This is a genomic window from Ruegeria sp. AD6 (genome assembly GCF_056542325.1).
The window spans coordinates 171,053-196,905 of record NZ_JBQFZQ010000005.1 but is presented as its reverse complement, the minus strand read 5'-3'; the positions used below and the strand labels follow the sequence as shown (position 1 = coordinate 196,905).

Sequence of the window (25,853 nt, the reverse complement as noted above, 5' to 3'; positions counted from 1 at the left end):
CGGCCTCATATTCTGACCCAGCGGAGACGACATGAGATGACCAATAGTCCCCTGTCCGGATATGACGGACCTTACCCGGCACCAGTGGAAATCCGGGGCTTTGACGTGAAACCGGAATGGATCGATTATAACGGCCATATGAATGTGGGCTATTATGGCGTCGCCTTCGATAATGCCTTCGAGGTTCTGCTGGTCGAGCATCTGGGCCTTGGTGAACCTCAGGTACAGGCCTACGGGCAGGGGCCGTATATTCTGCAGTCGCATCTGCATTTTCTGCGTGAGGTGGTCGCTGGCGCGCCGTTCTACTTTCGGTTCCGATTGCTGGACGCCGATCACAAGCGCGGCCACTATTTCGCTCAGATGATCTCAGAGGAAGACGACGCCGTCTGCGCGACGCAAGAGGCGCTGTTCATGAATGTCAGCCATCAGACCGGGCGGTCGGTTGCTTACCCCGACTGGGCCATTGCGCGCCTGGCGCGGATGGTGGAGGACCACAACACCTTGGAGAGCGCCCCTCAGATCGGTCACCCAATCGGTATTCGCCGTTAGTAATCGCGTTCGAAGAAAAGACCGATGCCGGTTTCGCCCCGGCCATCGACCGTGCCCCGGACCGTAAAGTTATCATTCACGTCCAGGTTCAGGTTCACCTCGGTATCGCCCTCGGTGTTGACCGTAAAGTCCGTGTAAAGGTTGTCGCTGAGATACGCGCCCGCGCCCAGACGACCTGCGCCGCCCTCGGTCGCGCCGATATCGATGGTGTCGACGCCGGTAGAGTCGCGCAGCCCTTTGGTGGCGTCGCCGCCCGCACCGCTGAGCTGCGCCAGCGACGCCGCCATTTGCGCGATGATAAACGGCGAGAGTTCCGAGAACCGGTTGCCGAACAACAACATGGCCAGCGCCTCTTCGGCGGGGCGTTCGGGGTCCGAGAATACATCGACTTCCGGTGAATCCAGCGGCCCGGCGATTTCAATCGTGGCGGTCCCATCCGAGGTGCTGGCAGACGATTCGAACTCGATATACGGGGTCAGATCGCCTTGCAGTGTCACGATCCCTTTAGTCAGGGCCAGCCTGCGGCCCAGAATATCGAAATTACCCCGGATCAGTTCAATCTGGCCCGAGGGGACAACGGATCGCGTTGTACCTCCGATGAAAATCCGCCCACCCAGTTCCGCGTTCACGCCGCGCCCGCGCACAAAGACGGCTTTGGGGGCCAGCAGACTGATATCCAGCGCAATGCGCGAGTCGCTTTGGGCGGTTTCCTCTTTCACCACCAATTGCGCCCGTTCGCGGGTGACATATTGCGCGTTGCTTTCGCCGATATGCGTGATCTCGGGGATCGGCGCCGAGCCGACGGCACCCGAGGCGGCGGCGAGGTTGATATTGGTTTCCTCAAACGTGATCTGGCCGGACAGGGAACTGTTTCCGGCCAAAGCCCCCGCCATGACAATCTGACCGTTGAGCGTGGTCTCATACAGCAGTTGATCGGTCAGCACGAGGCTGTTCAATGCGGTGGTGATTTGGGCGTTGAACGGCGGCGTCAGATCGACCGGGCCAGACACGGTAAACCCGCCACCGGCGCGCATGCCGCCATTCATTGAGATGGTGGCGCGGCTTTGCGCCAGATCGACCGACCCGCTGATCCCGGTCACCGTCTGTCCCGCAGTTGGAATCGCAAAGGACGTTCCGGATGTGGTGATAGACCCGCTTAGGGACTCAAGCGCCGGGGCGCCCTTCAGCGCCAGATCGAACCGGGCCGCACCTTCGATCTTGTTCGGTGTGATGAAGATATTGGCGATGCCAAGGTTTACGCCGCCTTGTGCCCTCAGGTCAGCCGTGCTGGCGGTTTCGTCGAAGGTCCCCGCCACGGTGCTGTTGATCCCGGCAGGTCCTTCAGCCTTGGCATCAATGGTCCAGACCCCGTCTGACCGCTTTGCATTGCCGGTTGCTGCGACGGTGCCGGGGAAATCGGGCACAAACCGCTCGATCCGGTTGAGCTTGGCGTCAAAGTCCAGATCGGCAGAGCCATCGGTATCAACCGTTCCGACAAGGCTGGCGTAAGAGCTGTCGGGCCCCTGCAAATTGGCCGTGCCTTCCAGCCCCGATCCGGTTGGCGCAACATTGCCGTCCAGTTTCAGGGGTCCGGTGAGTGTTTCCGACAACCGCCCCAGATCGTCGAGGGCGGCGGTAAAGTTCAGCCCCCCGGTCTCGCGGCTCAACTGACCCGAAGCATTGGCGGAAAGGGCTGTTCCTTTCAGGCGGAAGGTGCGGATGTTCAACCCATTCTCATCGTTCAGGGCATCCACGGTCAGGGTCGTGCGCCCCTGTAGCAGCGCATCCACCTGCTCGATCCCCGCGCGGATGTCATCTGCCTTGACGCTGCCGTTCACATCGAAGGCTTTGCTGCCCACTGCGCCCTTGCCTTGAAGCTGCGCCTCGACCGATCCCGCCAGATCGCGGTTTGCAAGGCCCGAGAACAAGGACAGGTTGGGAACATCCAAACTGGCCGTACCATCAACCGCAATATCTCCGGTGGGATCATCAATCGTAGCCGCGATCTGGGCTGTCACGGCGTTTCCGTTGACCTTGGCCTCGCGGATCGTGATCTGATCCTTAGACACGGCCCCGTCAAACTCGACCGAAGTTTGCCCTGTCAGAAGCGGATCGATATCCGCCATCCCGGTTTTGATGTCCCGGCTTGTCATGCTGGCCTTGCCATCAAACCGAGGCGTTTTAACGGCCCCGCTCCCTTGGACACTGGCGTTGACCGACCCCGCCAGATCGCGGCCCGCAATTCCCGAGAACAGCGACAGGTCGGGAATAGACGCACTGGTTGCGCCATCGAAAGCAATGTCGCCGGTTGGATCGTCAATCGTCGCCGCGATTTGGGCCGTCACGGCATTCCCATTGATCGTTGCCTCGCGGATCGTGATCTGATCTTGCGACAACGCCCCTTCGAATTCGACAATGGTTTCGCCTTTCAGAAGGGGGTCAATCTCGGCCATCCCGGTTTTGATGTCGCGTGCCGTAACACTGGCTGTGCCGTCGAATTCAAGGGTCTGAACCGTTCCGGCCCCTTGCAGGCTGGCCTGAACCGAGCCGCCAAGTTCGCGTTTCGCCAGACCGGAAAAAACTGACAGATCGCGCGCGGACAGTTTGGCCTGACCGTCGATTGACAGGTTGCCATCAGGGGTTGTGACCGTCCCGCTTGCCTGCGCCCGTGCCGCATCCGCAATCAAGGTAAAGTCGCGCAGCGTGATTCCATCGGCTCCGCGCTTGGCATCGACTATGATTGTTGTCTCGCCCCGGATTACCGGATCGATGTCGTCGCGCCCGGTGGACAGATCGCTGCCCTTGACCTCTAGCTTGCCATCAAAGCTGCCCTCAAGCGGTGAGCCTTTGCCCACCAGCCGGGCCGAGGCCTGCCCGCCCAGTTGCAACTGCGCGAGATTAGAGAACCGGGACAGATCTGTTGCGTCCAGCGAGGCCGAGCCATCCACGGCCAGCCCGCTGGTCAAACCGCTGATCAGCGCATCGACGCCCAGCGTATAGTCCGAGCCCACCAGCTCGAACCCCGACAGGTCAAGCGACTGATCGCTGCCATAGTCGAACACCCCGTCCAGCGTGATCCGCCCCCCCAGCGCGGTGTTCAGCGCAGGGTCTGCTAGGTCAAGCCCGTCCAGCGCCGCCTGCACGTCGCCATCGACGTTGACGATGTCGCCCTGTTCCAGCGTGCCCTGCGCGGTGATCTGCGCCCGGTCCAGACTGATCTGAGGCGATTTGAACGCGTTGGCCGTCAGACTCAGGTCCCACAGATTGCCATTCGCCTGATCGAACAGGGCCGAGATTTGAGCGGCTTCAATCGAAGTTTCGCCGCCCGAGGCTGGCAAGACAACAGTTTCCCCATTGGGCGGTGATATGCGCCCCTGCAATGCGGCCAGTTGCAAGGTCCCACCCGCCGCCAGTTGCAATTCGCCTTCCAGATTCAGGGCCTGGGACGTGAAATCCAGATCGCTGATCTGCAATGCGCCCTCGGGCTGTGTTTTGCCGTCGACAAACAGGCGCGTGTCCTGACCAAAGAATACATCCATGTCGTCGGCGACAAAGGGGGTCAGATCACCGCTTAGGTCCGCAGTGAAGGCAATCCCGTCTTCGGCCGTTTCATCCTCGGCCGTTGCCGAACGCAACCTGACCTGACCGGCCACCCGTTGCTGGTTGTCGCTGCTCAGTCCGATATCGGCGGTGAAATCTGTCAGCGGCCCTGATCCCTTGGCGGTCAGTCCAATGGGCGGGCTATCGGGGATTTTCAACGCAGTCGAGATCAACCCGCCCGAGGCTTCGGTCACGTTCAGATCCAGATCGATCTGACTGTTCGAGTTCTGGAACCCTGCCGCCAGCGTGATCTCATCCCCTGCACGGTCCAGCCTTGTAATGTCGAGATTTGTGTCCAGTGTACCGTCCGCCAACGAGAGGTCGCCAGTGACCGTCAGTTCCGCGGCCACGCCGATCAAGGGCTCGCCCAAGGCCAGCTCATCGATCCGAATCTCGCCGATTTCGATTGAGACCGGCAATTCCGGCAATTGAAACGGCTGGGTTTCTGCTGACGGGGGTGGGGCTTCAGTCGTTGTAGTGCCCGGAGCGCGGGCCACGTCGATCTCTTGCGCGGTCAGGGCGTTGACTGAAAACCGGCCCCGGATCAGGGCAAGACGGTTCCAGTCCAGTTCCGCCCCTTTGATCGTCAGCCAGACGCCTTCGTCATCGGCCACCGTGATCTCTTCTATCGTTGCGCGTGAACTCAGCGCGCCTTCCAAGCCTTTTACAGTGACGTTCTGATCGTCTCCCGACAGCGTGTCCTGCAGGAACCGCTCGATCATGCTGCCGCCTTCGTCCTGTGCGTATGCCGCAACCGGCGCGCAGGTCAGTGTGACGACCAGAACGGGGTATGAAAGACGCTGTATCAAAAGGCCTGTCCGATCCCGATATAGAATTGCAACCCATCGCCCGTGTCGCCCTGAACAGGCACTGCGAGGTCAAAGCGCAGCGGACCAAAACCGCCCAGATCATATCTGACCCCAAGCCCAGCCCCGGCATGATCCTCGGCCCCGGTGCCGACGAATGAGGACGTGTCTACGATACCGTAGTCATAAAACCCGACCAGCGACAGGGTGTCGGTGATCTTGCCGCGCACCTCGCCCGAAAAGCCCAGGAACGATTTGCCGCCCGCAACGCCGGTGCCGACCGGAATGCCAAGGCTTTCAAACGGTTGCCCGCGCACCGTCCCGGCCCCGCCTGAGAAGAACAGAAAGTCCGGCGTCACCCCATCCGGTGGTGGCCCGATGACCGAGCCCAGCTGGACCCGACCCGCCAGAACCAGCCTGCCACCGGTTCCAAGGCTGGTATAGGCGCGACCGTCAAAGAACAGCCGGATGCCGGTATCCGTACCCGAAAGCCCAACAAACGGCATGACCTGCGAATCCAGATAAAACCCTTTTGTCGCACTGACCTTGCTGTCGCGCTGATCCCATTCGGATCGGAATGGCAGGATAAAATACCGGAACTTGCGCCCGTCACCATAGGCATCATCTGCGTTCGACCACTGAAAGCCCGCCGACGCTTCGGCGTATAGCTGATCCGAAAAGGTGCGCCGCGCACCATAAGCCAGCGATGCCACGGTCACGTTGTAATTGTCGGTGTTTCGACGCTCCAGCAGCGCGCTCCAGAAGGTGTTGTCGTCCGGGCCCAGCCGGTCGGGTTGATCCAGTCGCAGGCCAATGCGTCCGTCCAGATCCTCGGCCCCGCCGATATTGCGTAGGGCGGCCTCGAACCGCAGACGTTCGGCCCGGCGAAAGACATTGCGGTGGGTCCAGGTGGCGGTGACGTCGACACCATCGCGGGATGCGAGCTCGACACCGAAGGTCAGACGGCGTTTGGGTAGGTCTTCGAAGGTCGCATCGAAATCCAGCGTACCATCTGGGTTCGGTTTCTCACGCTCTTGCAGGGACACCACGTTGAAGGTTCCGGTGCGGCGCAGGCGCGTGCCGACTTTCTGGATTTTGGCGGGCGAATAGACCTCGCCGCTGGGAAAGCCCGCGATCTTTTCGATCGACCGGTGGCGAACATCGGTGTCGCCCTTGATGAACATCTGGCCAAAAGTCAGTCGCCTGTCCGGGTCCAGATCAATCTCTGCATCCAGCCGCGCCTGAGCATGGCGCGCGATCACTCGCTGCCCGGCCACACTTGCCTTGGCATGACCCGCGTCCCGCCACGCCTGAACACCGGCCGAGGCCGCCTGTTGGATCGCGCCCGTGGTGGCCAGCTTGCCGGTGGCGAATTCCTCGGGCAGCACCGTGTCGGGGGCCAGAGGTTGCACAATTGCCGTGCCGAATTTGAAGGTCGGGCCGGTTTCCACTGTGATAACCGCGCGGTTGATCTGATTGGGAACGGTGAGCGAGCTCATCTCGGCTGCTTCCTGCCCGTCCAGTTTGATGCTGACGACCGGGCTGAAATACCCCTCGTCATATAGGATCTGCACCAGCGTCCGATAATCCGACAGGGCGGCAGACAGAATTTCCAGCGGCGTGTCCAGCCCGCGATCTTCGGCGGTGGCGACGGAAGAGGTTTCTTTCAGGCGCTCGACAACTTCCTTGGGGGCTCCGGGGGCGGTCAGTGTGGTTTCCAACGCAACCAGCGTTGTTGGCGCAAGGGCGGCGACAGCGCCCAATAGCCAGCATCTCAGACCGCGTCGCGGCTTGCTTCCCTGCATCAGTTGGCTCCAACTGCCCCCGAGTCGAAATCTCTTGTGCCGTGTTTCTGCACGGCTCTTTGAATTCAAGTTAGAGCATCTGAAACCGTTTGGGGGAAGGGGTTAATCGCGCGATGCGCCGAATTGCCGTGATCCGTGACCGCGTTACAGCCCGGCGTTGCGGACCCATCGGATGATGGCATCGCGATCTTCTGGTTCCATAAAGGTCACATTGGCCGGCGGCATCGCATGGGTCACACCGGCCTGCAGGTAAATCTGCTGCGCGTTGCGGGCAATATCCGCCTCGGTTTCCAGCAAAACGCCTTTGGGGGCCCAAAGGATGCCCTCCCAAACCGGCTCACGTGCATGGCACATGGAACAGCGCCCCAGAACGATGTCGTGTGCCTGCTCAAACCCTTCGGCTGCTGCGAATTTCTGTTCATAGGGCGTCAACGGCTGCGCCTCGGCCTCTTCAACCGGTTCATACATCGGTGCGGTCGACAGCCACATGATGGCGATGAACAGCATGGCGGTTGCCAGCCAGGTCCAGGTGGGGTTGCCTGCACGCGCGTGGCGGGTGTTGAAATAGTGCCGGATGGTGACGCCCATCAGGAACACCAGCGCGGCGATGATCCAGTTGTATTGGGTCGCAAAGGCCAGCGGGTAGTGGTTGGACAGCATCAGGAACAGAACCGGCAGGGTCAGATAGTTGTTGTGGGTCGAACGCAGCTTGGCGATCTTGCCGTATTTCGGGTCGGGTGTGCGCCCGTTCTTCAGGTCATCCACAACGATGCGCTGGTTCGGCATGATGATGAAGAACACGTTGGCCGTCATGATCGTGGCGGTAAAGGCCCCCAGATGCAGCATCATCGCGCGCCCGGTGAAAATCTGGTTGTATCCCCAGCCCATAGCCACCAGCAGGACGAACAGCAGTACCATCAACAGGGTTGGACGCTCGCCCAGACCGGATTTGCACAGAAAGTCATAGACCAGCCATCCGATAGTCAGGGACGCTGCCGAGATCAGAATGCCTTGCCACAGTGCCAGATCGGCCTTTTCGGCGTCGATCAGGTATAGTTCTCCGCCGACCCAGTAGACGATCATCAACAGCGCCGCACCGCTGAGCCAGGTTGAATAGCTCTCCCATTTGAACCAGGTCAGATGGTCGGGCATCCGCTCGGGCGCGACCAGATATTTCTGAATGTGGTAGAAGCCGCCGCCATGCACCTGCCATTCCTCGCCATCCGCAGGGCCGGGGATATTGCGATTCAGGCCCAGATCCAGCGCGATGAAGTAGAAGGACGATCCGATCCACGCCATGGCCGTGATCACATGCAGCCAGCGCACGGCAAATGCCATCCAGTCCCAGAACACGGCAAAGTCGTACATGAATGAGGTCTCCGATTGGTTGCCGCCACACTAGGCAAACGGGCTTTTCTTCGGTATTCCCGTATATTGTCAAACTGTATCAAAAAAAACGATAAGATGTCCTATCTCGACAATATCCGCACCTTCGTCAGGGTTTATGATCTGGGCAGCATGTCCGCCGCCGGGCGCGATTTGCGGATTTCACCGGCTGTGACCTCGGCGCGGATTTCTCAGCTTGAGGATCATCTGGGCGTGCGTCTGTTTCAACGCACGACGCGGAACCTGTCACCGACCGAGCAGGGCAAAGCGTTTTATCCCGGCGCGGTGGCGGTGCTGGATGCGGTGGATGAGGCCGAAGCGCAGGTGACGCACCTGACCGAAGCCCCGCGCGGGTCTCTGTTCGTGGCGGCTCCGCTGGGGGTGGGGCGGCGGTTACTTGCCCCGCATGTGCCTGATTTTCTGGCGGAATACCCCGAGATCGATGTGCGTTTGCGCCTGACGGACCGGTCCGTTGATCTGACGACCGAGGGGTTGGATCTGGCCTTTTTCATCGGTCAGCCCGAGGACAGCACCTTGCGCATCCGCAAAATCGCCGATTGCCAGCGCGTGCTATGCGCTGCCCCCGACTATGTGGCGCGGCGGGGTATGCCTGCAACGGGGGCTGATCTGGTGAAGGACAAACACGAATGCCTGAACCTGCGCTTTCCTGGCGCGACCGAGTTTCAGTGGATGCTGGAAACCGCCGACGGCCCGAAACGCTATGCGGTGTCAGGCCGGTTCGAATGTGACGACGGAGACGTCCTGACAGATTGGGCGCTGTCCGGGCAGGGCATTGCCATGAAGCCGGTGTTTGAAGTGGCCGATCACCTAAGCGCGGGCCGTCTGGTGGCCGTCGCGCAGGATACGCCGCCCGTGCCGGTGCAGATGGCGTGCCTTTATACACACCGCCGCCATCAGGACCCCAAGGCGCGCCTGTTCATGGATTTCATGATCGAGCGGATCGGAAAAGTCGTCCGAAACTCGGAATTGCCAGCCGGGTAGCGCTCCCGCCCCTGTTTGTGCCGTTCCGGCACCGCACAGCGTTGGGCCGGGCGCCGCAGCTATGCTGCGGCGCGGGTGCGGCGGGATCGGGGGTGGCGCTGCCATTGATAAAAGCGCAACCGCGCCGGGCCCAACGGGAAGGGGCCCTGAAAGGGTCTCTGACCGGCGGGAGGGTTAGCTGCCGCGATAGGTCGAATAGCCGTAAGGGGAAAGCAGCAGGGGCACGTGGTAATGTGCCTCGGGGTCGGACATGCCGAAACGGATCGGCACCTGGTCCAGAAACAGAGGGTCATCCCCGTCTTGTTCTGTCGCGCGCAGGTAATCGCCGGCGAAGAAGATCAGCTCGTATGTGCCCGTCTTGAATGTCTCCTGCGGCAGGATCGGGCTGTTCGTGCGACCATCGGCATTGGTTTCCATCTCGACCAGCTTGCGATGGGAATTGCCGGACACGCTGTACAACGCGATTTTCAACCCGGCGGCGGGGCAGCCCCGGGCGGTGTCCAGAACATGAGTTGTCAGATAGCCTGCCACGAATGCCTCCCTCAGATGCGTCGCTTTGCTGTGACACAGTGTGGCGCAAAGATCAAAACAGGGGAAATGCCGAAAGAACCGGAAACAGCGTTCGGATTGATTTGATAATCATTGGCGAATTTCTAGGATAAGCCTGTCGAAACATCCAAAACCGGAAGACGCCATGCAACCGCCTCGATACCCCCGCGACATGATTGGATACGGTGCCAACCCGCCAGCGGCGCAATGGCCGGGCGGGGCCAAGCTGGCCGTCCAGATCGTACTGAATTACGAAGAGGGCGGCGAGAACTGCGTTCTGCACGGTGATGCAGCGTCTGAGGCGTTTTTGTCCGAGATCGTCGGCGCGGCGCAATGGCCGGGCCAGCGTCATTGGAATATGGAATCGATCTATGAATACGGCGCGCGGGCCGGGTTCTGGCGTTTGCATCGCCTGATGCAGGACCTGCCGATCACGGTTTACGGCGTGGCATCGGCTTTGGCCCGGTCGCCGGATCACGTGGCCGCGATGAAAGACGCCGGTTGGGAGATTGCCAGCCATGGGCTGAAATGGGTGGAACACAAAGACATGCCCGAGACGCAGGAGCGCGCCGAAATTGCCGAGGCGATCCGGCTTCACACCGAGGTCGTCGGTGAGCGCCCGCGCGGCTGGTACACCGGGCGCTGTTCTGTGAACACGGTGCGTCTGGTGGCCGAAGAGGGCGGGTTCGATTATGTCGCCGACACCTATGACGACGATCTGCCCTATTGGACACAGATCGACGGTCGGGATCAGCTGATCGTGCCCTACACGCTGGATTGCAACGATATGCGCTTTGCCACGCCGCAAGGCTTCAATGCGGGCGATCAATTCTTTTCCTATCTCAAGGACAGTTTCGACGCTTTGTATGAGGAAGGGCAGGCGGGCGCACCCAAGATGTTGTCCATCGGCTTGCATTGCCGTTTGATTGGGCGACCGGGGCGCTTTATGGCGTTGAAACGCTTTCTGGAATACGCGCGCAGCTTTTCGGACGTGTGGTTTGCCACTCGGTTGCAGATTGCCGAACACTGGGCGCAGACCCACCCGCCGCAATCCCATCCGAAGCCATCGCAGATGGGGCGGGATGCGTTTGTCGAAGCCTATGGGGGCATCTTCGAACACTCGGCCTGGATTGCCGAGCGGGCCTATGATCTGGAACTTGGGCCTGCTCATGACACCGCAGGCGGGTTGCACAACGCTTTGGCGCGGATCTTCCGGTCGGCCTCTGAGGCCGAGCGGTTGGGGGTTCTGACAGCACATCCTGATCTGGCGGGCAAGCTGGCGCAGGCCAAGCGGTTGACGCAGGAAAGCACGTCCGAGCAGGCCTCGGCCGGGTTGGACGCGCTGACGGATGAGGAGCGCGCGGCCTTTACCGAATTGAATACGCGGTACACTGAGAAGTTCGGATTTCCGTTCATCATTGCGGTGCGGGATCATGACAAGGCTTCAATCCTTGCGGCCTTTCAGCGGCGGATTGAACAGGATCGCGATACCGAGTTTGCCGAGGCCTGCCGTCAGGTTGAACGCATCGCCGAATTCCGGCTGCGGGACGTGTTGCCCTCATGAGCCGCCGTATCGTTGCCGAGCCGCTGACCGCTGAGCAATTTGCGCCTTTTGGGGATGTGATCGAAGTGTCTGGCGATGCCGACAAGATCATCAATCAGGGGCAGTGTGGCCGGTATCATGATCGGGCGCTGCTGGATTTCACCGACGGGCGCGCCGGGATCAGCCTGTTCAACGCCAACCCGCGCGCGCTGCCATATGCGCTGGATATGGTCGAGCGGCATCCCGAAGGCAGTCAGGCCTTTATCCCGATGACGCATCAGCCGTTTCTGGTTGTCGTAGCACCCGATGAGGGAGGACAGCCTGGGCGGCCCAGGGCGTTCATGACACGGGCCGGGCAGGCCGTGAACTATCACCGCGCTACGTGGCATGGGGTGCTGACGCCTTTGCACGGCCCGGGCCTGTTTGCCGTGGTGGATCGCATCGGTGAGGGCGCGAACCTCGAGGAATTCTGGTTCGACACCCCTTATGAGGTGATCGCGGGCTAACCCCGGAAGGCTCCCGCCCGGTCAGAACGCATCGAAGATGCGCGCTGACCCGTTGGGCCGGGCAGCGCGCGGGCAGGCCCGCCCGCTGCGGTCAGTCCGGATCAACCCGTCGCCATCAAACGGGCCACGTCCAGCATGCGGGCGGAAAAGCCCCATTCATTGTCATACCAGCCGAAGACGCGCACCTGATTGTTGCCGACCATTCGGGTCTCGGGGCCTGCGATAACCAGCGATTCGGGGCGGGATCGCAGATCGGACGAGACCAAAGGCAGATCGGTCCAGCCAAGAACCGCCGAAGCCTCGACCGCATCGCGAAACGCGGTGTCAAAAGCCTGTTCGCTCATGCCGCGCCCGAGCGTCACCACAAGGTCCACCGCCGAAACGCTGGCGGTTGGAACCCGTACCGCTGCGCCCGAAATCCGTCCGGCCAGATGCGGCAGAACAACGTCGATCAGGTGGGTTGCGCTGGACGTGGTCGGCACCATCGACAGCGCCCCTGCGCGCGAACGGGCAAGATCGCCGCGCGGCGCGTCAACCATCGGCTGGCTGTTGGTGTAACAGTGAATGGTTGTCATATGGCCCGAGACGATGCCGCCGATCTGATCCAGTGCCCGAACCAGCGGCGCAAGGCCATTGGTGGTGCAGGACGCGTTCGAGACGATGCTGGCATCGCCCAGCTGATCCTCATTGGCACCCAAAACCACCGTCAGTTCAGCGGCGGGCGAGGGCCCCGAGATCAGCACCTTGCGTGCGCCAGCCGCCAGACCCCGGCGGGCGACATCGGACGTGCGTGCAATGCCGGTGCAATCCAGCAGAACGTCAACGCCTGACAGATCGATATTCGCGAGATCGGAACTGTGCGTCATCGGCACCGTGCGCCCGTCAATGATCAGGGCTTCGTCACCGGCGGACACGTCCCCCGCATAGGGGCCAAAGGTGCTGTCGTATTTGAACAGATAGGCGCAGGTGTCCAGCGGTGCGATGTCGTTGATCAGCACCAGCTCGATATCTGATCCTTGCGGCTGGGCCAGAACCTGCCGCAGGATCGTGCGGCCAATGCGGCCGAATCCGTTGATCGCGAGTTTCATGCGCAAGCTATGGCAGGCAGATCAGGCGATCTCAACGAAAGTATTGTACCAATTTCAACCGCAACTGACCTGCGAGAAGAACTGCCCCGAGATGTTCTGATACATGCTGGCCACGATCGGTTTGCATCCGGTTGCCTGCTGGATCGCCGCGATGGCCTGCAGGGTGCGCAGGCGTGGTGGCGGGCCGAACGGGTTGAGGTTGTTGTTGTCACGGGTGGCGCGGTAGATGACTGGCTCGTCCGAGACTTTGGTCACGGCCCATGTGCGGCTCATGACAAAGACCGATTTGGTCTCATCCTTGGCAGCGACCGGCGTGGACAAGGTTGCGGCCACCATGGCGCATGCGGCCAGAGCCATCAGGGGGGTACGCAGTTTCATCAGCCAGTCTCCAATACTCAAACAATGGAATTTGCTGGGATTTCAGCAAATTCCGGGGCCGCTGTGAACCCCTGCAGGGGTAAAAGGCGATGAAACCGGGTTTAGCGGGGCAAGGATAACGGCATATGCCGGTTCACATCTTTGTACAGAAGATACCGGAAACGCCCCGGTCCACCCGCGTAACAGGCCTGCGGGCAAAAGGCGCGTAGCCACATGTAATCGCCTGCCTCAACCTCAACCCAATCCTGATTGAGCCGGTAGACGGCCTTGCCTTCCAGCACGTAAAGCCCGTGTTCCATCACATGGGTTTCAGCAAAGGGGATCACGCCGCCGGGTTCGAAATTGACGATGTTGACATGCATGTCGTGACGCAAGTCCTGCGGGTCGGCAAAGCGCGTTGTGGACCAGCGCCCTTCGGTTCCGGGCATCTCGATCGGCGTCACGTCTCGTTCATTGGTGATGATCGGGTCGGGGACGGGCAGCCCGTTCACGGCCTCATAGGCCTTGCGAACCCAGTGAAACCGCGCCACGGCGTCGGATCGGTTGTGCAACGTCCAGTCCGCGCCGGGTGGGATATAGGCGTACCCCCCTGTATCCAAATTATATTCCGTTCCGTTCAACGTCAGATGCACGGCCCCCTCAACCACAAACAGAACGGCCTGAGCGCGCGGGTCTGTTTCAGGCTGATCGCTGCCGCCGCCGGGCTGAACCTCCATAATGTATTGCGAAAACGTCTCGGCAAAGCCGCTGAGCGGACGGGACAGGACCCACAGGCGCGTGCCCTCCCAAAACGGCAGGTAGCTGGTCACGATGTCGCGCATCGTGCCCTTGGGAATGACGGCATATGCATCTGTGAACACCGCCCGGTCGGTCAAAAGCTGGTCCTGGCCGGGGTGCCCGCCGAGGGGCGAAAAATAGGTTGGTTGTGTCATCATGTGCCTCGGGTTCGTTTGCGTTGCACTATGTGACCAAACCGGGTGCGGCCTCTAGCGCTGGGCTTGCGATAGGTTTGTTCGGGATAATTTGAAGGTCGCCGCCATAGGGGTTGGCCACGCCCCCGCGCAGGTATATCCTTGAAGTCAAAATTGATTTCAGTTCAGCGAGGCAGAAATGAAAGCCCGGGTCTTTTTCGCATTGGCACTACTTAGCATGGCAGGCGTTACGACGACCGCCTCGGCCAAACCATTGTCCCGAATCATCGCCGAAATGGGGCTTTCGCCTGCGGATTTCGAGGTGGCAAACAAAGCCTCGCGCAGCTTGCTGACCGACGGCACGCCCAGCGTCGGCAAGGAGATCGGGTGGAGCAATGTCGAGACCGGATCAAAGGGGACAATCCGGATTGATGCGGTCGAAGGCAATTGCGTCCGGCTGCAACACGACATTCAGCCCGAAGGCAAAGAGGCCTCGCGCGGGGTCAGAACCCGTCAATGCAAGGACGCGGGCGGCAACTGGGTGATGGCGCCCTGATTGCGCTAGTAACCGCGCGCCCTGTCGACCTCATTCAGAAGTGGCGCGCCGGTTGTCAGCCGCTGGAAGTTTTCTGCCACATCCGACAGCGCATCGCCCAGATGCCAACCGGACACATGGGGCGTGATCGTCACGCTTGGGTGCTGCCAAAGCGGGTTGTCGGCTGGCAGCGGCTCGTGACACGTCACATCCAGAATTGCATGGCCGGGCGTGCCCTGATCCAGCGCGGCAATCAGCGCACCCTCGTCAATCAGATCGCCGCGACCGGCGTTCAATAGCTGACTGCCGGGTTTCATAGTCGCCAGCATCTGCGCGTCGAACAGACCCACCGTTTGCGGGGTCGAGGGCAGGATGGCGCAGACATGATCGCACTGCCCCAGCAGACCGGGCAAGGCATCGTCGCCGTGCACGCAGGTGACGCCCTCGATCTGCTTAGGTGACCGGCTCCAGCCCAGAACCTGAAACCCGACAGCGCGCAGCATTCGCGCCGTGCGGTCCCCGATATGACCCAGACCCAGAACGCCGACGGTTGTATGGGGCGTGAAGGTTGGTTCCTTGGGCAGCCATTCAGCACGGGCCTGCGCGGCTTCGTGAAATGCCATGTGACGCTGGGCGCGCAGAATGTAGGCGACGAACCATTCGGCAATGCCTTGTGCCGGTGCATCCGGTTTCAGGCGCGCAACCCGCATGTGATCCGGCAGGTTGGGATTGCCGACAATCGTTTCTACGCCCGCCCCAAGCTTTTGCACCAGTTTCAGGTTCGGCAGCTGGTGCAGGTGGTCGTCTTTCAGGCCCACGACCGCAACCATCGTGATCTCATCGGCGTTGCCGATTGCGTCCGGCGTACGAATATCGGCACCGGGGATCGCGGACCGGATACCATTGGCGATGTCCGCATCGCTGATCCAGTTGGTCAGGCCGGTGTCTATCAACAGCGCCATGGGCGGTTCCTTCCCTTGAAATTGAACGTGGTGACGTTCCGTCACGCAACTGGACAGAGTCGCAACAGTTAAGCCATCCTCGGTCCGTAAGGTACAGCCCGGATTTCACCCGGCAGGAGGGAATTTCATGAATATGTCATTTGGTTTGCGCGAGGAAAACCGCGCCCTTTTGCAACGTGTCGCCGACATGGTCCGGGATGAGATCATGCCGCTGGAAGAAGAATACCAGGCCGAGATCAACAAGGACGACCGCTGGCAATATACCGAACGCCAGGCCGAAATCCTTGAGGGGCTGAAAGCCAAAGCCAAGGCCGCCGGTCTGTGGAATTTCTGGCTGACCGACAGCGACAAAGGGTTCGGGCTGACCACGGTTGAATATGCTTATTTCGCCGAAGAGATGGGCAAGACCCCCCTTGGGGCCGAGGTGTTCAACTGTTCCGCCCCCGACACCGGCAATATGGAAGTGTTCGAGCGTTACGGCACCGAGGCGATGAAACAACAGTGGTTGAAGCCACTGCTCGACGGCCAGATCCGCTCGGCCTATCTGATGACCGAACCGGATGTGGCTTCATCCGATGCGACCAATGTGTCGATGTCCTGCGTGCGGGACGGCGATGACTATGTCCTGAATGGCGAGAAATGGTGGTCATCCGGCGCGGGCGATCCGCGCTGCAAGGTCTATATCGTGATGGTCAAAACCGGCGGCGAGGATCAGCCCAAGCACAAGCGCCAGTCGATGATCGTGGTGCCCGCCGATACGCCCGGGATCGAGGTTCTGCGACCCATGCAGGTCTACGGCCACGACGACGCGCCGCACGGCCATATGCATATTCGGTTTACCGACGTGCGCGTGCCCGCAGAGAATATCCTCTTGGGCGAAGGCCGCGGGTTCGAGATTGCGCAGGGCCGCTTGGGGCCGGGGCGCATTCACCATTGCATGCGCGCAATCGGTCAGGCGGAAAGCGCACTGGAGCAGATGTGCAAGCGTTCCATGCAGCGTGAGGCGTTCGGCAAGAAGCTGGCGCAGCTGGGTGCCAATTACGACATCATCGCCGAATGCCGGATGGAGATCGAGATGGCCCGCCTGCTGTGTCTGAAAGCGGCGTGGTACATGGATCAGGGCGATGCGCGGGCCGCGGCCCCGTGGATCAGCCAGATCAAGGTGGTTGCGCCTCGGGTCGCGCTGAAGGTGATCGACGAGGCGGTGCAGATGTTCGGCGGGCAAGGGGTCAGTCAGGACACACCACTTGCCACCGCCTGGACTCATGTGCGAACCCTGCGACTGGCCGACGGACCAGACGCGGTTCACCGCCGTCAGGTCGCGCGGGCCGAATTGAAGAAACACACGCAGGAAAAGGTCTGACGCACCGCATGACCAGGTACGAATTCGACAATCTCGCCTATTTTCATCAGCGAGAAGATGGGGCTTTTGTCGGCAACGACCCGGCGCGCGGCCCCTGGTCAGCCGATCATTGTCACGCGGGGCCCGTCAGCGGCCTGATCGTGCGCGCTGCTGAAACCGAGGTTGGGCCCGAGAAGATGCTGACCCGTCTGACGGTTGATCTGCTGCGCCCTCTGCCCCTGTCGGGCTTGCGGGTGGCGGCAGAGACTACACGGCACACCAAAACGCTAGCCACCACGCGGGTGACGGTGCACGATCTGGACGACACCCTGTGCGCTACGGCGACAACCATGCATCTGGCGCGTCGTGATCTGGGCACAGTGCCCAATGTCCACGTCACTCAGCTGCGGTTCGAAGATGCGGTTGATGGGCCTTTCCCGATCGGTGAACTGCGCCACGACCTTCCGGGATTTGCCCATTACAGCGACATCAGATACCCGGCAGGGGGCAAACAGGGGGCCGGGCCGAAAGCCATCTGGATGCGCACGCCGAACCTGTTGGAGGGTGAGGTGCAATCGCCGATCCAGTCGCTTTGTCCGCTGGCCGATTGCGGCAACGGTATCTCGTGGAATGCGCCAACGGCGGAAATGGGGTTCATGAACACCGATCTGACGGTGAACATCCATCGCGAGCCTGTCTCGGAATGGTTGGCAGCCGACTCGATCTCGCACTGGCAACCTTCGGGCGTCGGCATGTCGCAATCGGTTCTGTATGATGCCGAAGGGCCAGTGGGGACAGCGCTGCAAACGTTGGTTCTGTTCCCACCCACATGATGCGCTCGGCCGGTTTCTGCGGTGAAGCCGGGAAACGCATTGCCGCTGCGGTGTTGCCGCCCTATCTTGCCGGCATGCGTTGGCTGATACCCATTCTGACTTGCTGCCTGCCGATCCCCGCGCTGGCCCACCCGCATGTCTTCATTGACACCGGGCTGGAGTTCATCGTGGACGAAGCAGGCAACCTGACCCATGTGCGCGTGACCTGGGCGTATGACGAATTCTACTCGCTGCTGGTTCTGGAGGATTTGAAGCTGGATCAGGACGCAGATGGCGTTCTGACAGAAAGCGAAGAGGCGTATCTGACCGGGTTCGACGCGCAATGGGTCGAAGGCTACAACGGCGATCTGGTCGTGACTGCCGGTGGTGCGCCGGTCAAGCTGTCCGGTCCGCTGGAACCCCACGCGACAGCCGAGAACGGGCGCGTCGTGACCACGCATCTGCGCGAGGTCGAAGGGGGTGCCGTGCCAGCTTACGCCTTGTCGGCCAAACCGTTTGATGAGACCTACTATACCGCATACGAAGTCAACCGGCCCGTGACCGTGTCCGGCCCGTCCACATGTTTTATCGAGCGTGTCGATCCCGATATCGATGGTCAGTTGGCGCAGATGCGGGCGTTTCTGCTGACATTGGATGCGGATTACGATCTGGAGGAAAACGACATCCCTCTGGTGGGCGAGAACTTCGCGACTGAGATCCTCGTGTCATGTCCAAATACCTGATCGTTCCGGTTGCCATCGCCTTTGGCCTGTTGGCCTGGTTCTGGGGAAGCGGTGGCTTTGACAGCCTCGCCGCCTGGGCCGCGGGTGAGCAGCGCGAGTTTCAGAACCAGATCGCACGGGCCTTGCGGGCAGCGCGGGCCGAGCAGCCGCAAGCCGTGGCAACGCTGCTGACCGTTTGTTTCGCCTACGGGTTCTTTCACGCGATCGGTCCCGGTCACGGCAAGGTCCTGATCGGAGGGTACGGTCTGGGCCGCCGCGTCGCGTTCTGGCGCTTGTCCGCGATCAGTGTGCTGTCCAGTCTTGGTCAGGCGGTGACGGCGGTTGTTCTGGTCTATGCCGGAGTGCTGGTCTTTCAGCTGTCGCGCGAGACCTTGGTAGGCACGACCGAGCAGGTAATGGCCCCCATCAGCTACGCGGCGATTGCAGCGATTGGCCTGTGGCTGGTTTTTCGGGGTGTGCGTAGCTTTGTCAGGCGGTCCCGTAACGACGCCAAGCCTTCCCATGCCCATGATCACCACCACCATCATCACCACGAGGGCGAGGTCTGTTCGGATTGCGGCCACCGCCACGGCCCCAGCGCGGAAGAAGTCGCCAATGTCGGCAGCCTGCGCGAGGCGATCATCCTGATCGCAGGTATTGCCGCGCGCCCCTGTACCGGCGCGCTTTTCGTGCTGATTCTGACCTGGCAGATGGGTATTGCGATGGTCGGTATCGCCGGAGCCTTCTCGATGGCGCTGGGCACGGCACTGGTTACTACCTTGGTCGGCTGGACGTCATTTGGGCTGCGCGGCGGGCTGCTTGCTTCGGCCTCGGCCACCCGGTTCGCCTCCGTTCTGGCACCGACCATCGAACTGGTGGCGGGGCTGGTGATCGCGGTTATAGCCGGTGGTCTGCTGTTGCGCGCGATCTAGGTCAGTCGAAGACCGGCTCGGGGTAGCCGACCCGCGCCAGATACAGCCCTTGCGGCGGGCATACAGGCCCACAGGCCGCCCGGTCGGTGGCCTGCAACGCATCGCGCACGTCCTCGGGTGACCACGAGCCCGCGCCAACGCGTTCCAGCGTGCCGACGAAACTGCGCACCTGATTGTGCAGGAAGGACCGGGCGCGGACGTGGAAATGAACCTCGGGGCCGGAAAAGCCCTGAACCCGCTCGACCCGCAACTCATCCAGAGTTTTGACCGGGCTGGCCGCCTGACAGATCGACGAGCGGAACGTGGTGAAGTCATGCCGCCCGATCAGCATGTCGGCACCCTTCTGCATGGCATCGACATCCAGTTTATGATTGACGCGCCAGACCTGCCCCTTGTCATGGGTCGCGGGCGCACGGCGCATCAGGATGCGGAACAGGTATTGGCGTTCGACCGCCGTGAACCGCGCATGCCAGTCGTCCGCGACCTGCGCGGCCTGCACAATGGCCACCGGTTGCGGCTTGAGGTGATAGTTCAGCGCCTCGGACAGGCGGAACGGATCCCAATCCTTGATCAGATCGCAATGGGCCACTTGCCCCAGCGCATGCACGCCCGCATCGGTACGCCCGGCGGCGGCAATGGTGTGATCGCCCGGTTGAATGCGGGACAAGGCGTACTCGATGGCACCCTGTACCGACGGCAAGTCCTTCTGCCGCTGCCAACCGGCAAACGGTTCCCCCTGGTATTCGACTTTCAACGCATATCTGGGCATGCGCCGCTGGTAGCGTGCGGCGCGCAAACGGGCAAGGGGGCGAAAGCACTGGCATGTCCGAAGGCGGCTACCTATCTTGGGCAAAACGATAATTGCGGGGCGACAGTTTGGTCATCTCATCCCTGGCAGACAGTCTTGTGCGCGGCGTCGAAACCATTGGCGACAGCGTGTCCGAGACATTTTTCGAGCCGGTCATCCGTCTGGGCGTCACCGGTCTGGCGCGATCTGGCAAGACGGTTTTCATCACCTCGCTGGTGGCAAACCTGCTTGACCGGGGCCGCATGAGCGGCCTTGTCGCGCAGCAGGAAGGCCGGATCAACGCCGCTTATCTGCAACCGCAACCTGACGACATCGTCCCCCGATTTGACTATGAATCGCACCTCTCCGACCTGACTGGCCCTCAACCACACTGGCCCGACAGCACCCGCGCCGTGTCCGAGTTGCGCTTGTCTTTCAAGGCACGTCCTGCCGGGTTGCTGGCCGGTCTACAGGGGCCGCGCACCGTGCATCTGGACATCGTGGACTATCCGGGTGAATGGCTACTGGACCTCGCGCTGTTGGACAAATCCTATGAGGATTGGTCGCGCGAGACCCTCTCGCGCATCGAAAACCGACCTGACGCGGCAGAGTTTCTGAAACAAGCCCGCGCAACCGATCTGACAGCCATTCATGACGAACCGACCGCGCAGGCCCTGTCTTCCGCATTTACCACCTATCTGAATCAGGCACGCGAGGTCGGGTTCTACGATTGTACGCCGGGGCGGTTCCTGCTGCCGGGCGATCTGGCAGGCTCTCCGGTTCTGACCTTCGCGCCATTGCCGGTGTCCGAGCCCTCGCGCCGCCGTACCCTCCAGCGCGAGATGGAGCGGCGGTATGAGGCCTACAAGGCGCAGGTAGTAAAGCCGTTCTTCCGCGACCACTTCTCGCGCATTGATCGGCAGTTGGTTCTGGTCGATGCGCTGGGCGCGATCCACAAAGGCCCGCAAGCGGTCGAGGATATGCGCCGGGCCATGGGCGATATCCTGTCGGCTTTCCGTCCGGGCCGTAACGCGTGGCTCAGCCAGTTGCTGCTGGGCAAACGGGTCGAACGCATCCTGTTCGCCGCCACCAAGGCCGATCACCTGCATCACACGCAGCACCCCCGCCTGACCGCGATCATGGAGGCGCTGACACGTGAGGCGCGCGACCGGGCAAGCTTTGCGGGGGCCGAAACAGCGGCGCTGTCGCTGGCCTCGTTGCGGGCCACAACCGAAGAGATGCGCAGCCATGACGGGGTCGAATTGCCCTGCGTGCGCGGCACGTTGCAGGACAGTGGCAAGCAGGCGGCGTTTTACCCCGGTGAGCTGCCGGACGATCCGGCCCACTTGCTGGGCCCGGCCCGGAACGGGGCCGAGACTTGGCTGGGCGATGATTTTGGCTTCATGAGGTTCGCTCCGGCGCATCTGACCCTACGCCCCGGCGATGGCCCACCGCATATCCGGCTGGACCGGGCCGCGCAGTTCCTGATCGGAGACCGGTTGTGATGGTCACTTTGCGCCCGGCCCGCAGCACCGATGCCGGAACGACCGGGGAAATCCTGCACGGGTTTGCCCGCGAAAACGACTGGATGCCGGAACTGCATAGCTGCGCCGAAACCATCGCCTTTTGCGGTCGCATGATTGATCAGGGCTGGGTCACGGTGGCTGAAACCTCGGATGGGGTGGTTGGGTTTCTGGCGTTGAATGGATCGGATATTCATTCGCTGTACCTGACGGCCTCTGCGCGCGGGCAGGGGATCGGGGCGCAGTTGCTCGACCATGCCAAGGCGCGACACCCGCAACTCAGCCTCTTTGCCTTTCAGGCCAATACCGACGCGTGCAGGTTCTACGAACGTCATGGCTTTGCCGAGGTTGCCCGCAGCGACGGGGCCGACAATGATGAAAACCTGCCGGACATCAAATATGTCTGGCGTATCGAAAGGGCAGCACATGGCTAAAGGCCCGGTACTGATCGATCTCGAGGAAGATGCGCCCGCCGCCGACGTGGCCATGGCCCCGCCGGTGCCGGACCTTGCGCAGCCTCAGGGTCAGGCGATGCAAAGCGCGGCCCGAATTGCTGCCCGCAAGCCCTCGGCCCTGTCGCGGTGGTTCTGGGGCTTGGCGCTGGCGGTTGTTGGCGCTGCGATCTCGGTCGCCGCATGGGATTTCGCCACCTCGCTGGTCGCCCGCGCGCCTGTGCTGGGGTGGATCGTCACTGGATTGATCGCGGCGCTGGTTTTTGTCGCGCTGATCATCGCAATCCGGGAGTTGGCGGCGATTGGCCGTCTGTCCCGTGTCGACGGGCTGCGCCGCACTGCGGATGAAGCGCTGGCCGACGCCGATCTTGCCAAGGCCCGTGCTGTTACGTCTCGCCTGATCGCCTTCTACAAAGGTCGGCATGAGACCCAATGGGGCCGCGACCGCCTGTCCGAACGAATGCCCGAGCAATTTGACGCCTCAGGCCTTCTGGGTTTAGCCGAAGATGAAATTCTGGCCCCTCTGGACGCTGCCGCCAGCCGCGAGGTTGAGGCGGCTGCCCGGCAGGTGGCGACTGTGACCGCTTTGGTGCCGCTGGCGCTGGCGGATGTGGTGACGGCTTTGGCCGCCTCGCTGCGGATGATCCGGCGGATAGCGGAAATCTATGGCGGGCGGGCCGGGTTTCTGGGCAGTTGGCGTCTGACCCGCGCCGTTTTTGTTCATCTGGTCGCAACCGGCGCAGTCGCAGTGGGCGACGATTTGTTGGAGCCGGTTTTGGGCGGCTCGGTCCTCAGCAAACTGTCCCGCCGGTTTGGTGAGGGGCTGGTGAACGGCGCACTCAGCGCCCGGGTTGGCGTTGCCGCGATGGAGGTGTGCAGACCCTTGCCGTTCTCGGATCGTCACAAACCGTCGACCAGGGCCGTGATCAAACGCGCCTTGAAGGGTCTGTTTTCCAAGGGTTGATCTGACGCAAAGCGCACCTGCCAGCCATTCGTCACACTGAATGTGACGGAGGGCCAGCCATGACAGATCACGGTCACAGCCAGCAGGAGATCGCCCAGCGGATCAATGCCCCGCCCGGGCGCGGCGTTCTGCGCGATGTGGTCTATGGCGGTATCGACGGTTCGGTCACCACCTTCGCCATCGTGGCAGGTGTTGCGGGGGCAGGGTTGTCGTCCTTTGTCATCGTGGCGCTAGGGTTGGCGAATGTTCTGGCCGATGGGTTTTCCATGGCGGCGGGCAACTACTCGGGCACCAAGGCGGAACTGGACAACATCAAGCGGATCCGCGCCATCGAGGAACGCCACATCGCCCTTTACCCACAAGGCGAACGCGACGAGGTGCGCGCGATTCTGGCGCAGAAGGGTCTATCGGGGCCCGTGCTGGAGGATGCGACCGCGGCCATAACCTCGAACCACGAAAGCTGGATAGACCTGATGATCGAAGGCGAATATGGGCTGGGCAGTGTCGATCCGCACCCGATGAAGGCCGCTCTTGCCACGTTCTTTGCCTTTCTGGTGGCCGGGATGATCCCTTTGTTGCCGTTTCTGGTGTCGCTGAACAACGCCTTCGCTGTTTCGGCGTGGATGACGATGGGCGTCTTTTTCGCCATCGGAGCGCTGAAAAGCCGCTGGTCGCTGGCCCCGTGGTGGCGTTCGGGCTTGGAGACGCTGCTGATCGGCGGCGTGGCGGCACTTATTGCCTATCTGGTGGGGTCCTTGTTTCACCCCTGACCCTGCGGCTTTGTCGCAGATCGCCTGACCTGTCTGGCGTGTTCCGATGTTTCCGTTAGGCTGAGGCAAAACGGATTTGACAACCAATGCATTCTGACGATCTGTGTGGGAAAAACATACTGATTCTGGGCGCCTACGGGTTTATCGGCGCCGCTGTTGCGCGTGCGCTGACGGCTGAAGGTGCAAGCGTGCGCGGGCTGGTGCGCAACTTGCCGATGGGGAACAAGGTTCTTCCGGGGACACAACTCATACAGGGCGATCTGCGCAATCTGAACCGATCGAAGGACTGGCAGGACCTGCTGCAATCGGTCGATATCGTGGTCAATTGCGCAGGTGCCCTGCAGGATGGCGGGCAGGACGATCTTGAAGTGGTCCACCACACTGCAATCGCGGCCTTGGGTCAGGCTTGCGCTGCACGGGAAATCGCGGTGATCCAAATCTCGGCCATTGGGGCCGAGCCGGATGCGCCGACGCCATTCCTGAACACCAAAGCCGCCGGGGACGCCGCTTTGCGGGCCTCGGGCATGCCGCTTTGGGTGCTGAAGCCAGGGCTGGTGATTGGGCAGAGCGACTACGGTGGTACCGCGCTGCTGCGCATGCTGGCCGCGATCCCGTGGGTACAGCCGCTGGCTTATCCGGACACCCCTGTGCAGTGCATCGGAATGCCGGATCTGTGTCGCGTCGTTCTGTCTGCCGCCATGGATCGGCTGCCGCAAGGCACTTATGATCTGGTCGAGGATACGCCCCATCCGCTGGCAGAGGTGGTTGCGGCCACGCGTCGTTGGCTTGGGTTTCGCCCAGCCTCGACCCATTTGAGGATTCCGTCCGCATTGATCAAACCCATCGCTGCCGGGGCTGATCTGCTGGGTCGGTTGGGGTGGCGATCCCCGCTGCGCAGCACGGCAATGACGGTCATGGCGCAAGGCGTGATCGGTGATCCTGCACCATTTCGGCAGGCCTCGGGGCAGGCGCTGGCGTCCTTGCCGCAGATCTACGCCGGATTGCCCTGCGGTCGCGAACACAGGCTGACCGCGCGCATGACCCTTCTGATGCCACTGGTCGTTGGGGTGCTGAGCCTGTTTTGGCTGCTCTCAGGTCTTTTCGGGCTTTTGGGGCTGTCCAATGCGGCGCAGGTCCTGATCGGGGCAGGATGGGCGGTGCCCGTCGCGATGCTTGGCGTGGCGTTCTGGTCGGTGGTCGACATTGCGCTTGGGCTGGCCATTCTGTGGCGGCCCTGGGCCACCCGCGCATGTTTGGCGCAGATCGGGGTGGCGCTGATTTACCTGATTTCAGCCTCGGTTCTGGTGCCCGGCTTGTGGGCCGATCCGCTGGGTCCGTTGGTCAAAGTGCTTCCTGCAATGACCTTGTCCCTGATTGCCATTCCGATGTTGGAGAGCCGCTGATGGACCCCGATCTGATCCTGCTCTGGCTGCATGTCATTGGAGCGTGCGTGTTGTTGGGAACCGGCGCTGGCATCGCGTTTTTCATGCTGATGGCACACCGTAGCCGGGACGCACATCTGATTGCGCATACCGCAGGCATCGTGGTGCTGGCTGATCTGATCTTCACAACAACCGCCGTCATCCTGCAGCCGATCACCGGGACCGCGCTGGCCTGGCGGTTGGGCTGGTCGCTGAGCGAGGGTTGGATCGCCTTGTCGCTGGTGCTGTATGTGCTGACCGGGTTGTTCTGGTTGCCGGTGGTGTGGATACAGATCAGGCTGCGGGCCTATGCGCGGGTTGCTGCGGATGCAGGAAGCCCAATGCCCGCAGACTACACCCGCCTGTTCCGTATCTGGTTTATATGCGGAATTCCGGCTTTTCTGTCGGTGCTGGTGATCCTTTGGCTCATGATCGCGCGCCCGGCGATCTCGGTCCTTTAGCGTGTTTCCCGCAACACCGCGACGGTACCGGGATTTCCGTACTGTCG

At 61.7% G+C, this 25,853-nt stretch carries 24 protein-coding genes; 15 read left to right on the top strand and 9 right to left on the bottom strand.

Annotated features, from left to right (window positions below; translation table 11 throughout):
• Window positions 1–36 precede the first annotated feature (36 nt).
• Window positions 37–549 (top strand): thioesterase family protein, encoded by a 513-nt coding sequence (locus tag ACR0KJ_RS12630; protein WP_480626836.1) that lies wholly within the window; start codon window positions 37–39, stop codon window positions 547–549.
• Here ACR0KJ_RS12630 and ACR0KJ_RS12625 read toward each other — a convergent pair.
• The 3 genes from ACR0KJ_RS12625 to ACR0KJ_RS12615 form a co-directional block, all read right to left on the bottom strand.
• Window positions 546–4,955, bottom strand: a complete 4,410-nt coding sequence (locus ACR0KJ_RS12625) for a translocation/assembly module TamB domain-containing protein (RefSeq protein WP_480626872.1) — start codon at window positions 4,953–4,955, stop codon at window positions 546–548. The two genes, ACR0KJ_RS12630 and ACR0KJ_RS12625, sit on opposite strands and share 4 nt — an antisense overlap.
• Entirely contained in the window at window positions 4,955–6,760 is a 1,806-nt protein-coding gene (locus ACR0KJ_RS12620; RefSeq protein ID WP_170520482.1) for a BamA/TamA family outer membrane protein, read from the bottom strand. Before ACR0KJ_RS12620 ends, ACR0KJ_RS12625 begins: the two co-directional genes overlap by 1 nt.
• 144 nt (window positions 6,761–6,904) lie before the next feature.
• Window positions 6,905–8,128, bottom strand: coding sequence for a urate hydroxylase PuuD (locus ACR0KJ_RS12615; protein WP_170623801.1), 1,224 nt, complete (start codon window positions 8,126–8,128; stop codon window positions 6,905–6,907).
• Window positions 8,129–8,224: 96 nt separating this feature from the next.
• Between ACR0KJ_RS12615 and ACR0KJ_RS12610 the strand changes: the two genes are divergently transcribed.
• Entirely contained in the window at window positions 8,225–9,148 is a 924-nt protein-coding gene (locus tag ACR0KJ_RS12610) for a LysR family transcriptional regulator (RefSeq protein WP_480626835.1), read from the top strand.
• A gap of 174 nt (window positions 9,149–9,322) precedes the next feature.
• Here ACR0KJ_RS12610 and uraH read toward each other — a convergent pair whose 3' ends face one another.
• Window positions 9,323–9,679, bottom strand: coding sequence for a hydroxyisourate hydrolase (gene uraH, locus ACR0KJ_RS12605; RefSeq protein ID WP_170632822.1), 357 nt, complete (start codon window positions 9,677–9,679; stop codon window positions 9,323–9,325).
• Between the two features lie 163 nt (window positions 9,680–9,842).
• Here uraH and puuE point away from each other — a divergent pair, with 163 nt between their 5' ends.
• Window positions 9,843–11,261 carry an allantoinase PuuE gene (puuE, locus tag ACR0KJ_RS12600; RefSeq protein WP_480626834.1) on the top strand — a complete coding sequence of 473 codons (1,419 nt, stop codon included), beginning with the start codon at window positions 9,843–9,845 and terminating at the stop codon, window positions 11,259–11,261.
• Window positions 11,258–11,746, top strand: a complete 489-nt coding sequence (locus ACR0KJ_RS12595; protein ID WP_480626833.1) for an ureidoglycolate lyase — start codon at window positions 11,258–11,260, stop codon at window positions 11,744–11,746. Before puuE ends, ACR0KJ_RS12595 begins: the two co-directional genes overlap by 4 nt.
• Before the next feature lie 101 nt (window positions 11,747–11,847).
• Here the strand turns inward: ACR0KJ_RS12595 and ACR0KJ_RS12590 are convergent, their stop codons facing one another.
• From ACR0KJ_RS12590 to ACR0KJ_RS12580, 3 genes are all read right to left on the bottom strand, one after another.
• The gene (locus ACR0KJ_RS12590) at window positions 11,848–12,834 is read right to left on the bottom strand and encodes a type I glyceraldehyde-3-phosphate dehydrogenase (RefSeq protein ID WP_480626832.1); all 987 of its coding nucleotides are present in this window, start codon (window positions 12,832–12,834) and stop codon (window positions 11,848–11,850) included.
• A gap of 54 nt (window positions 12,835–12,888) precedes the next feature.
• On the bottom strand, window positions 12,889–13,212 hold the full coding sequence (locus ACR0KJ_RS12585; protein WP_480626831.1) for a hypothetical protein: 324 nt from the start codon (window positions 13,210–13,212) through the stop codon (window positions 12,889–12,891).
• 101 nt (window positions 13,213–13,313) lie between these two features.
• Complete coding sequence (locus ACR0KJ_RS12580; protein ID WP_170623793.1) at window positions 13,314–14,144, bottom strand: bifunctional allantoicase/(S)-ureidoglycine aminohydrolase; 831 nt, start codon at window positions 14,142–14,144, stop codon at window positions 13,314–13,316.
• 178 nt (window positions 14,145–14,322) lie between these two features.
• On the opposite strand from ACR0KJ_RS12580, the gene ACR0KJ_RS12575 reads away from it, so the two are divergent.
• Window positions 14,323–14,679, top strand: a complete 357-nt coding sequence (locus ACR0KJ_RS12575) for a hypothetical protein (protein WP_480626830.1) — start codon at window positions 14,323–14,325, stop codon at window positions 14,677–14,679.
• A 5-nt stretch (window positions 14,680–14,684) separates the two neighbouring features.
• Here the strand turns inward: ACR0KJ_RS12575 and ACR0KJ_RS12570 are convergent, their stop codons facing one another.
• Entirely contained in the window at window positions 14,685–15,620 is a 936-nt protein-coding gene (locus tag ACR0KJ_RS12570) for a 2-hydroxyacid dehydrogenase (RefSeq protein WP_480626829.1), read from the bottom strand.
• Window positions 15,621–15,747: 127 nt separating this feature from the next.
• On the opposite strand from ACR0KJ_RS12570, the gene ACR0KJ_RS12565 reads away from it, so the two are divergent.
• Genes ACR0KJ_RS12565 through ACR0KJ_RS12550 form a run of 4 tightly spaced genes read left to right on the top strand, consistent with a single transcriptional unit; the run spans window position 15,748 to window position 19,428 of the window.
• Window positions 15,748–16,983, top strand: a complete 1,236-nt coding sequence (locus ACR0KJ_RS12565) for an acyl-CoA dehydrogenase family protein (protein WP_170454357.1) — start codon at window positions 15,748–15,750, stop codon at window positions 16,981–16,983.
• Between the two features lie 8 nt (window positions 16,984–16,991).
• Window positions 16,992–17,795 carry a thioesterase family protein gene (locus tag ACR0KJ_RS12560; RefSeq protein WP_170623786.1) on the top strand — a complete coding sequence of 268 codons (804 nt, stop codon included), beginning with the start codon at window positions 16,992–16,994 and terminating at the stop codon, window positions 17,793–17,795.
• Window positions 17,792–18,517 (top strand): DUF1007 family protein, encoded by a 726-nt coding sequence (locus tag ACR0KJ_RS12555; RefSeq protein WP_480580163.1) that lies wholly within the window; start codon window positions 17,792–17,794, stop codon window positions 18,515–18,517. Before ACR0KJ_RS12560 ends, ACR0KJ_RS12555 begins: the two co-directional genes overlap by 4 nt.
• Window positions 18,502–19,428, top strand: a complete 927-nt coding sequence (locus tag ACR0KJ_RS12550) for a HoxN/HupN/NixA family nickel/cobalt transporter (RefSeq protein WP_170623784.1) — start codon at window positions 18,502–18,504, stop codon at window positions 19,426–19,428. The genes ACR0KJ_RS12555 and ACR0KJ_RS12550 overlap by 16 nt, the downstream gene beginning before the upstream one ends.
• 1 nt (window position 19,429) lies before the next feature.
• Here the strand turns inward: ACR0KJ_RS12550 and truA are convergent, their stop codons facing one another.
• Entirely contained in the window at window positions 19,430–20,197 is a 768-nt protein-coding gene (gene truA / locus ACR0KJ_RS12545; protein WP_170623781.1) for a tRNA pseudouridine(38-40) synthase TruA, read from the bottom strand.
• A gap of 107 nt (window positions 20,198–20,304) precedes the next feature.
• On the opposite strand from truA, the gene ACR0KJ_RS12540 reads away from it, so the two are divergent.
• The 6 genes from ACR0KJ_RS12540 to ACR0KJ_RS12515 all read left to right on the top strand — a co-directional run bounded on the left by ACR0KJ_RS12540 (window position 20,305) and on the right by ACR0KJ_RS12515 (window position 25,806).
• Window positions 20,305–21,720: a YcjX family GTP-binding protein gene (locus ACR0KJ_RS12540; RefSeq protein ID WP_170623779.1), complete on the top strand. Its 1,416-nt coding sequence runs from the start codon at window positions 20,305–20,307 to the stop codon at window positions 21,718–21,720.
• Window positions 21,720–22,172 (top strand): N-acetyltransferase family protein, encoded by a 453-nt coding sequence (locus tag ACR0KJ_RS12535; protein ID WP_480626871.1) that lies wholly within the window; start codon window positions 21,720–21,722, stop codon window positions 22,170–22,172. Before ACR0KJ_RS12540 ends, ACR0KJ_RS12535 begins: the two co-directional genes overlap by 1 nt.
• Window positions 22,165–23,154, top strand: a complete 990-nt coding sequence (locus tag ACR0KJ_RS12530; protein ID WP_480626828.1) for a YcjF family protein — start codon at window positions 22,165–22,167, stop codon at window positions 23,152–23,154. Before ACR0KJ_RS12535 ends, ACR0KJ_RS12530 begins: the two co-directional genes overlap by 8 nt.
• Window positions 23,155–23,213: 59 nt before the next feature.
• Window positions 23,214–23,924, top strand: coding sequence for a VIT1/CCC1 transporter family protein (locus ACR0KJ_RS12525; protein ID WP_170454343.1), 711 nt, complete (start codon window positions 23,214–23,216; stop codon window positions 23,922–23,924).
• Between the two features lie 86 nt (window positions 23,925–24,010).
• On the top strand, window positions 24,011–25,327 hold the full coding sequence (locus ACR0KJ_RS12520; protein ID WP_170454341.1) for an SDR family oxidoreductase: 1,317 nt from the start codon (window positions 24,011–24,013) through the stop codon (window positions 25,325–25,327).
• Entirely contained in the window at window positions 25,327–25,806 is a 480-nt protein-coding gene (locus ACR0KJ_RS12515) for a DUF2269 domain-containing protein (protein ID WP_170623777.1), read from the top strand. Before ACR0KJ_RS12520 ends, ACR0KJ_RS12515 begins: the two co-directional genes overlap by 1 nt.
• The last annotated feature ends 47 nt before the right edge of the window (window positions 25,807–25,853 follow it).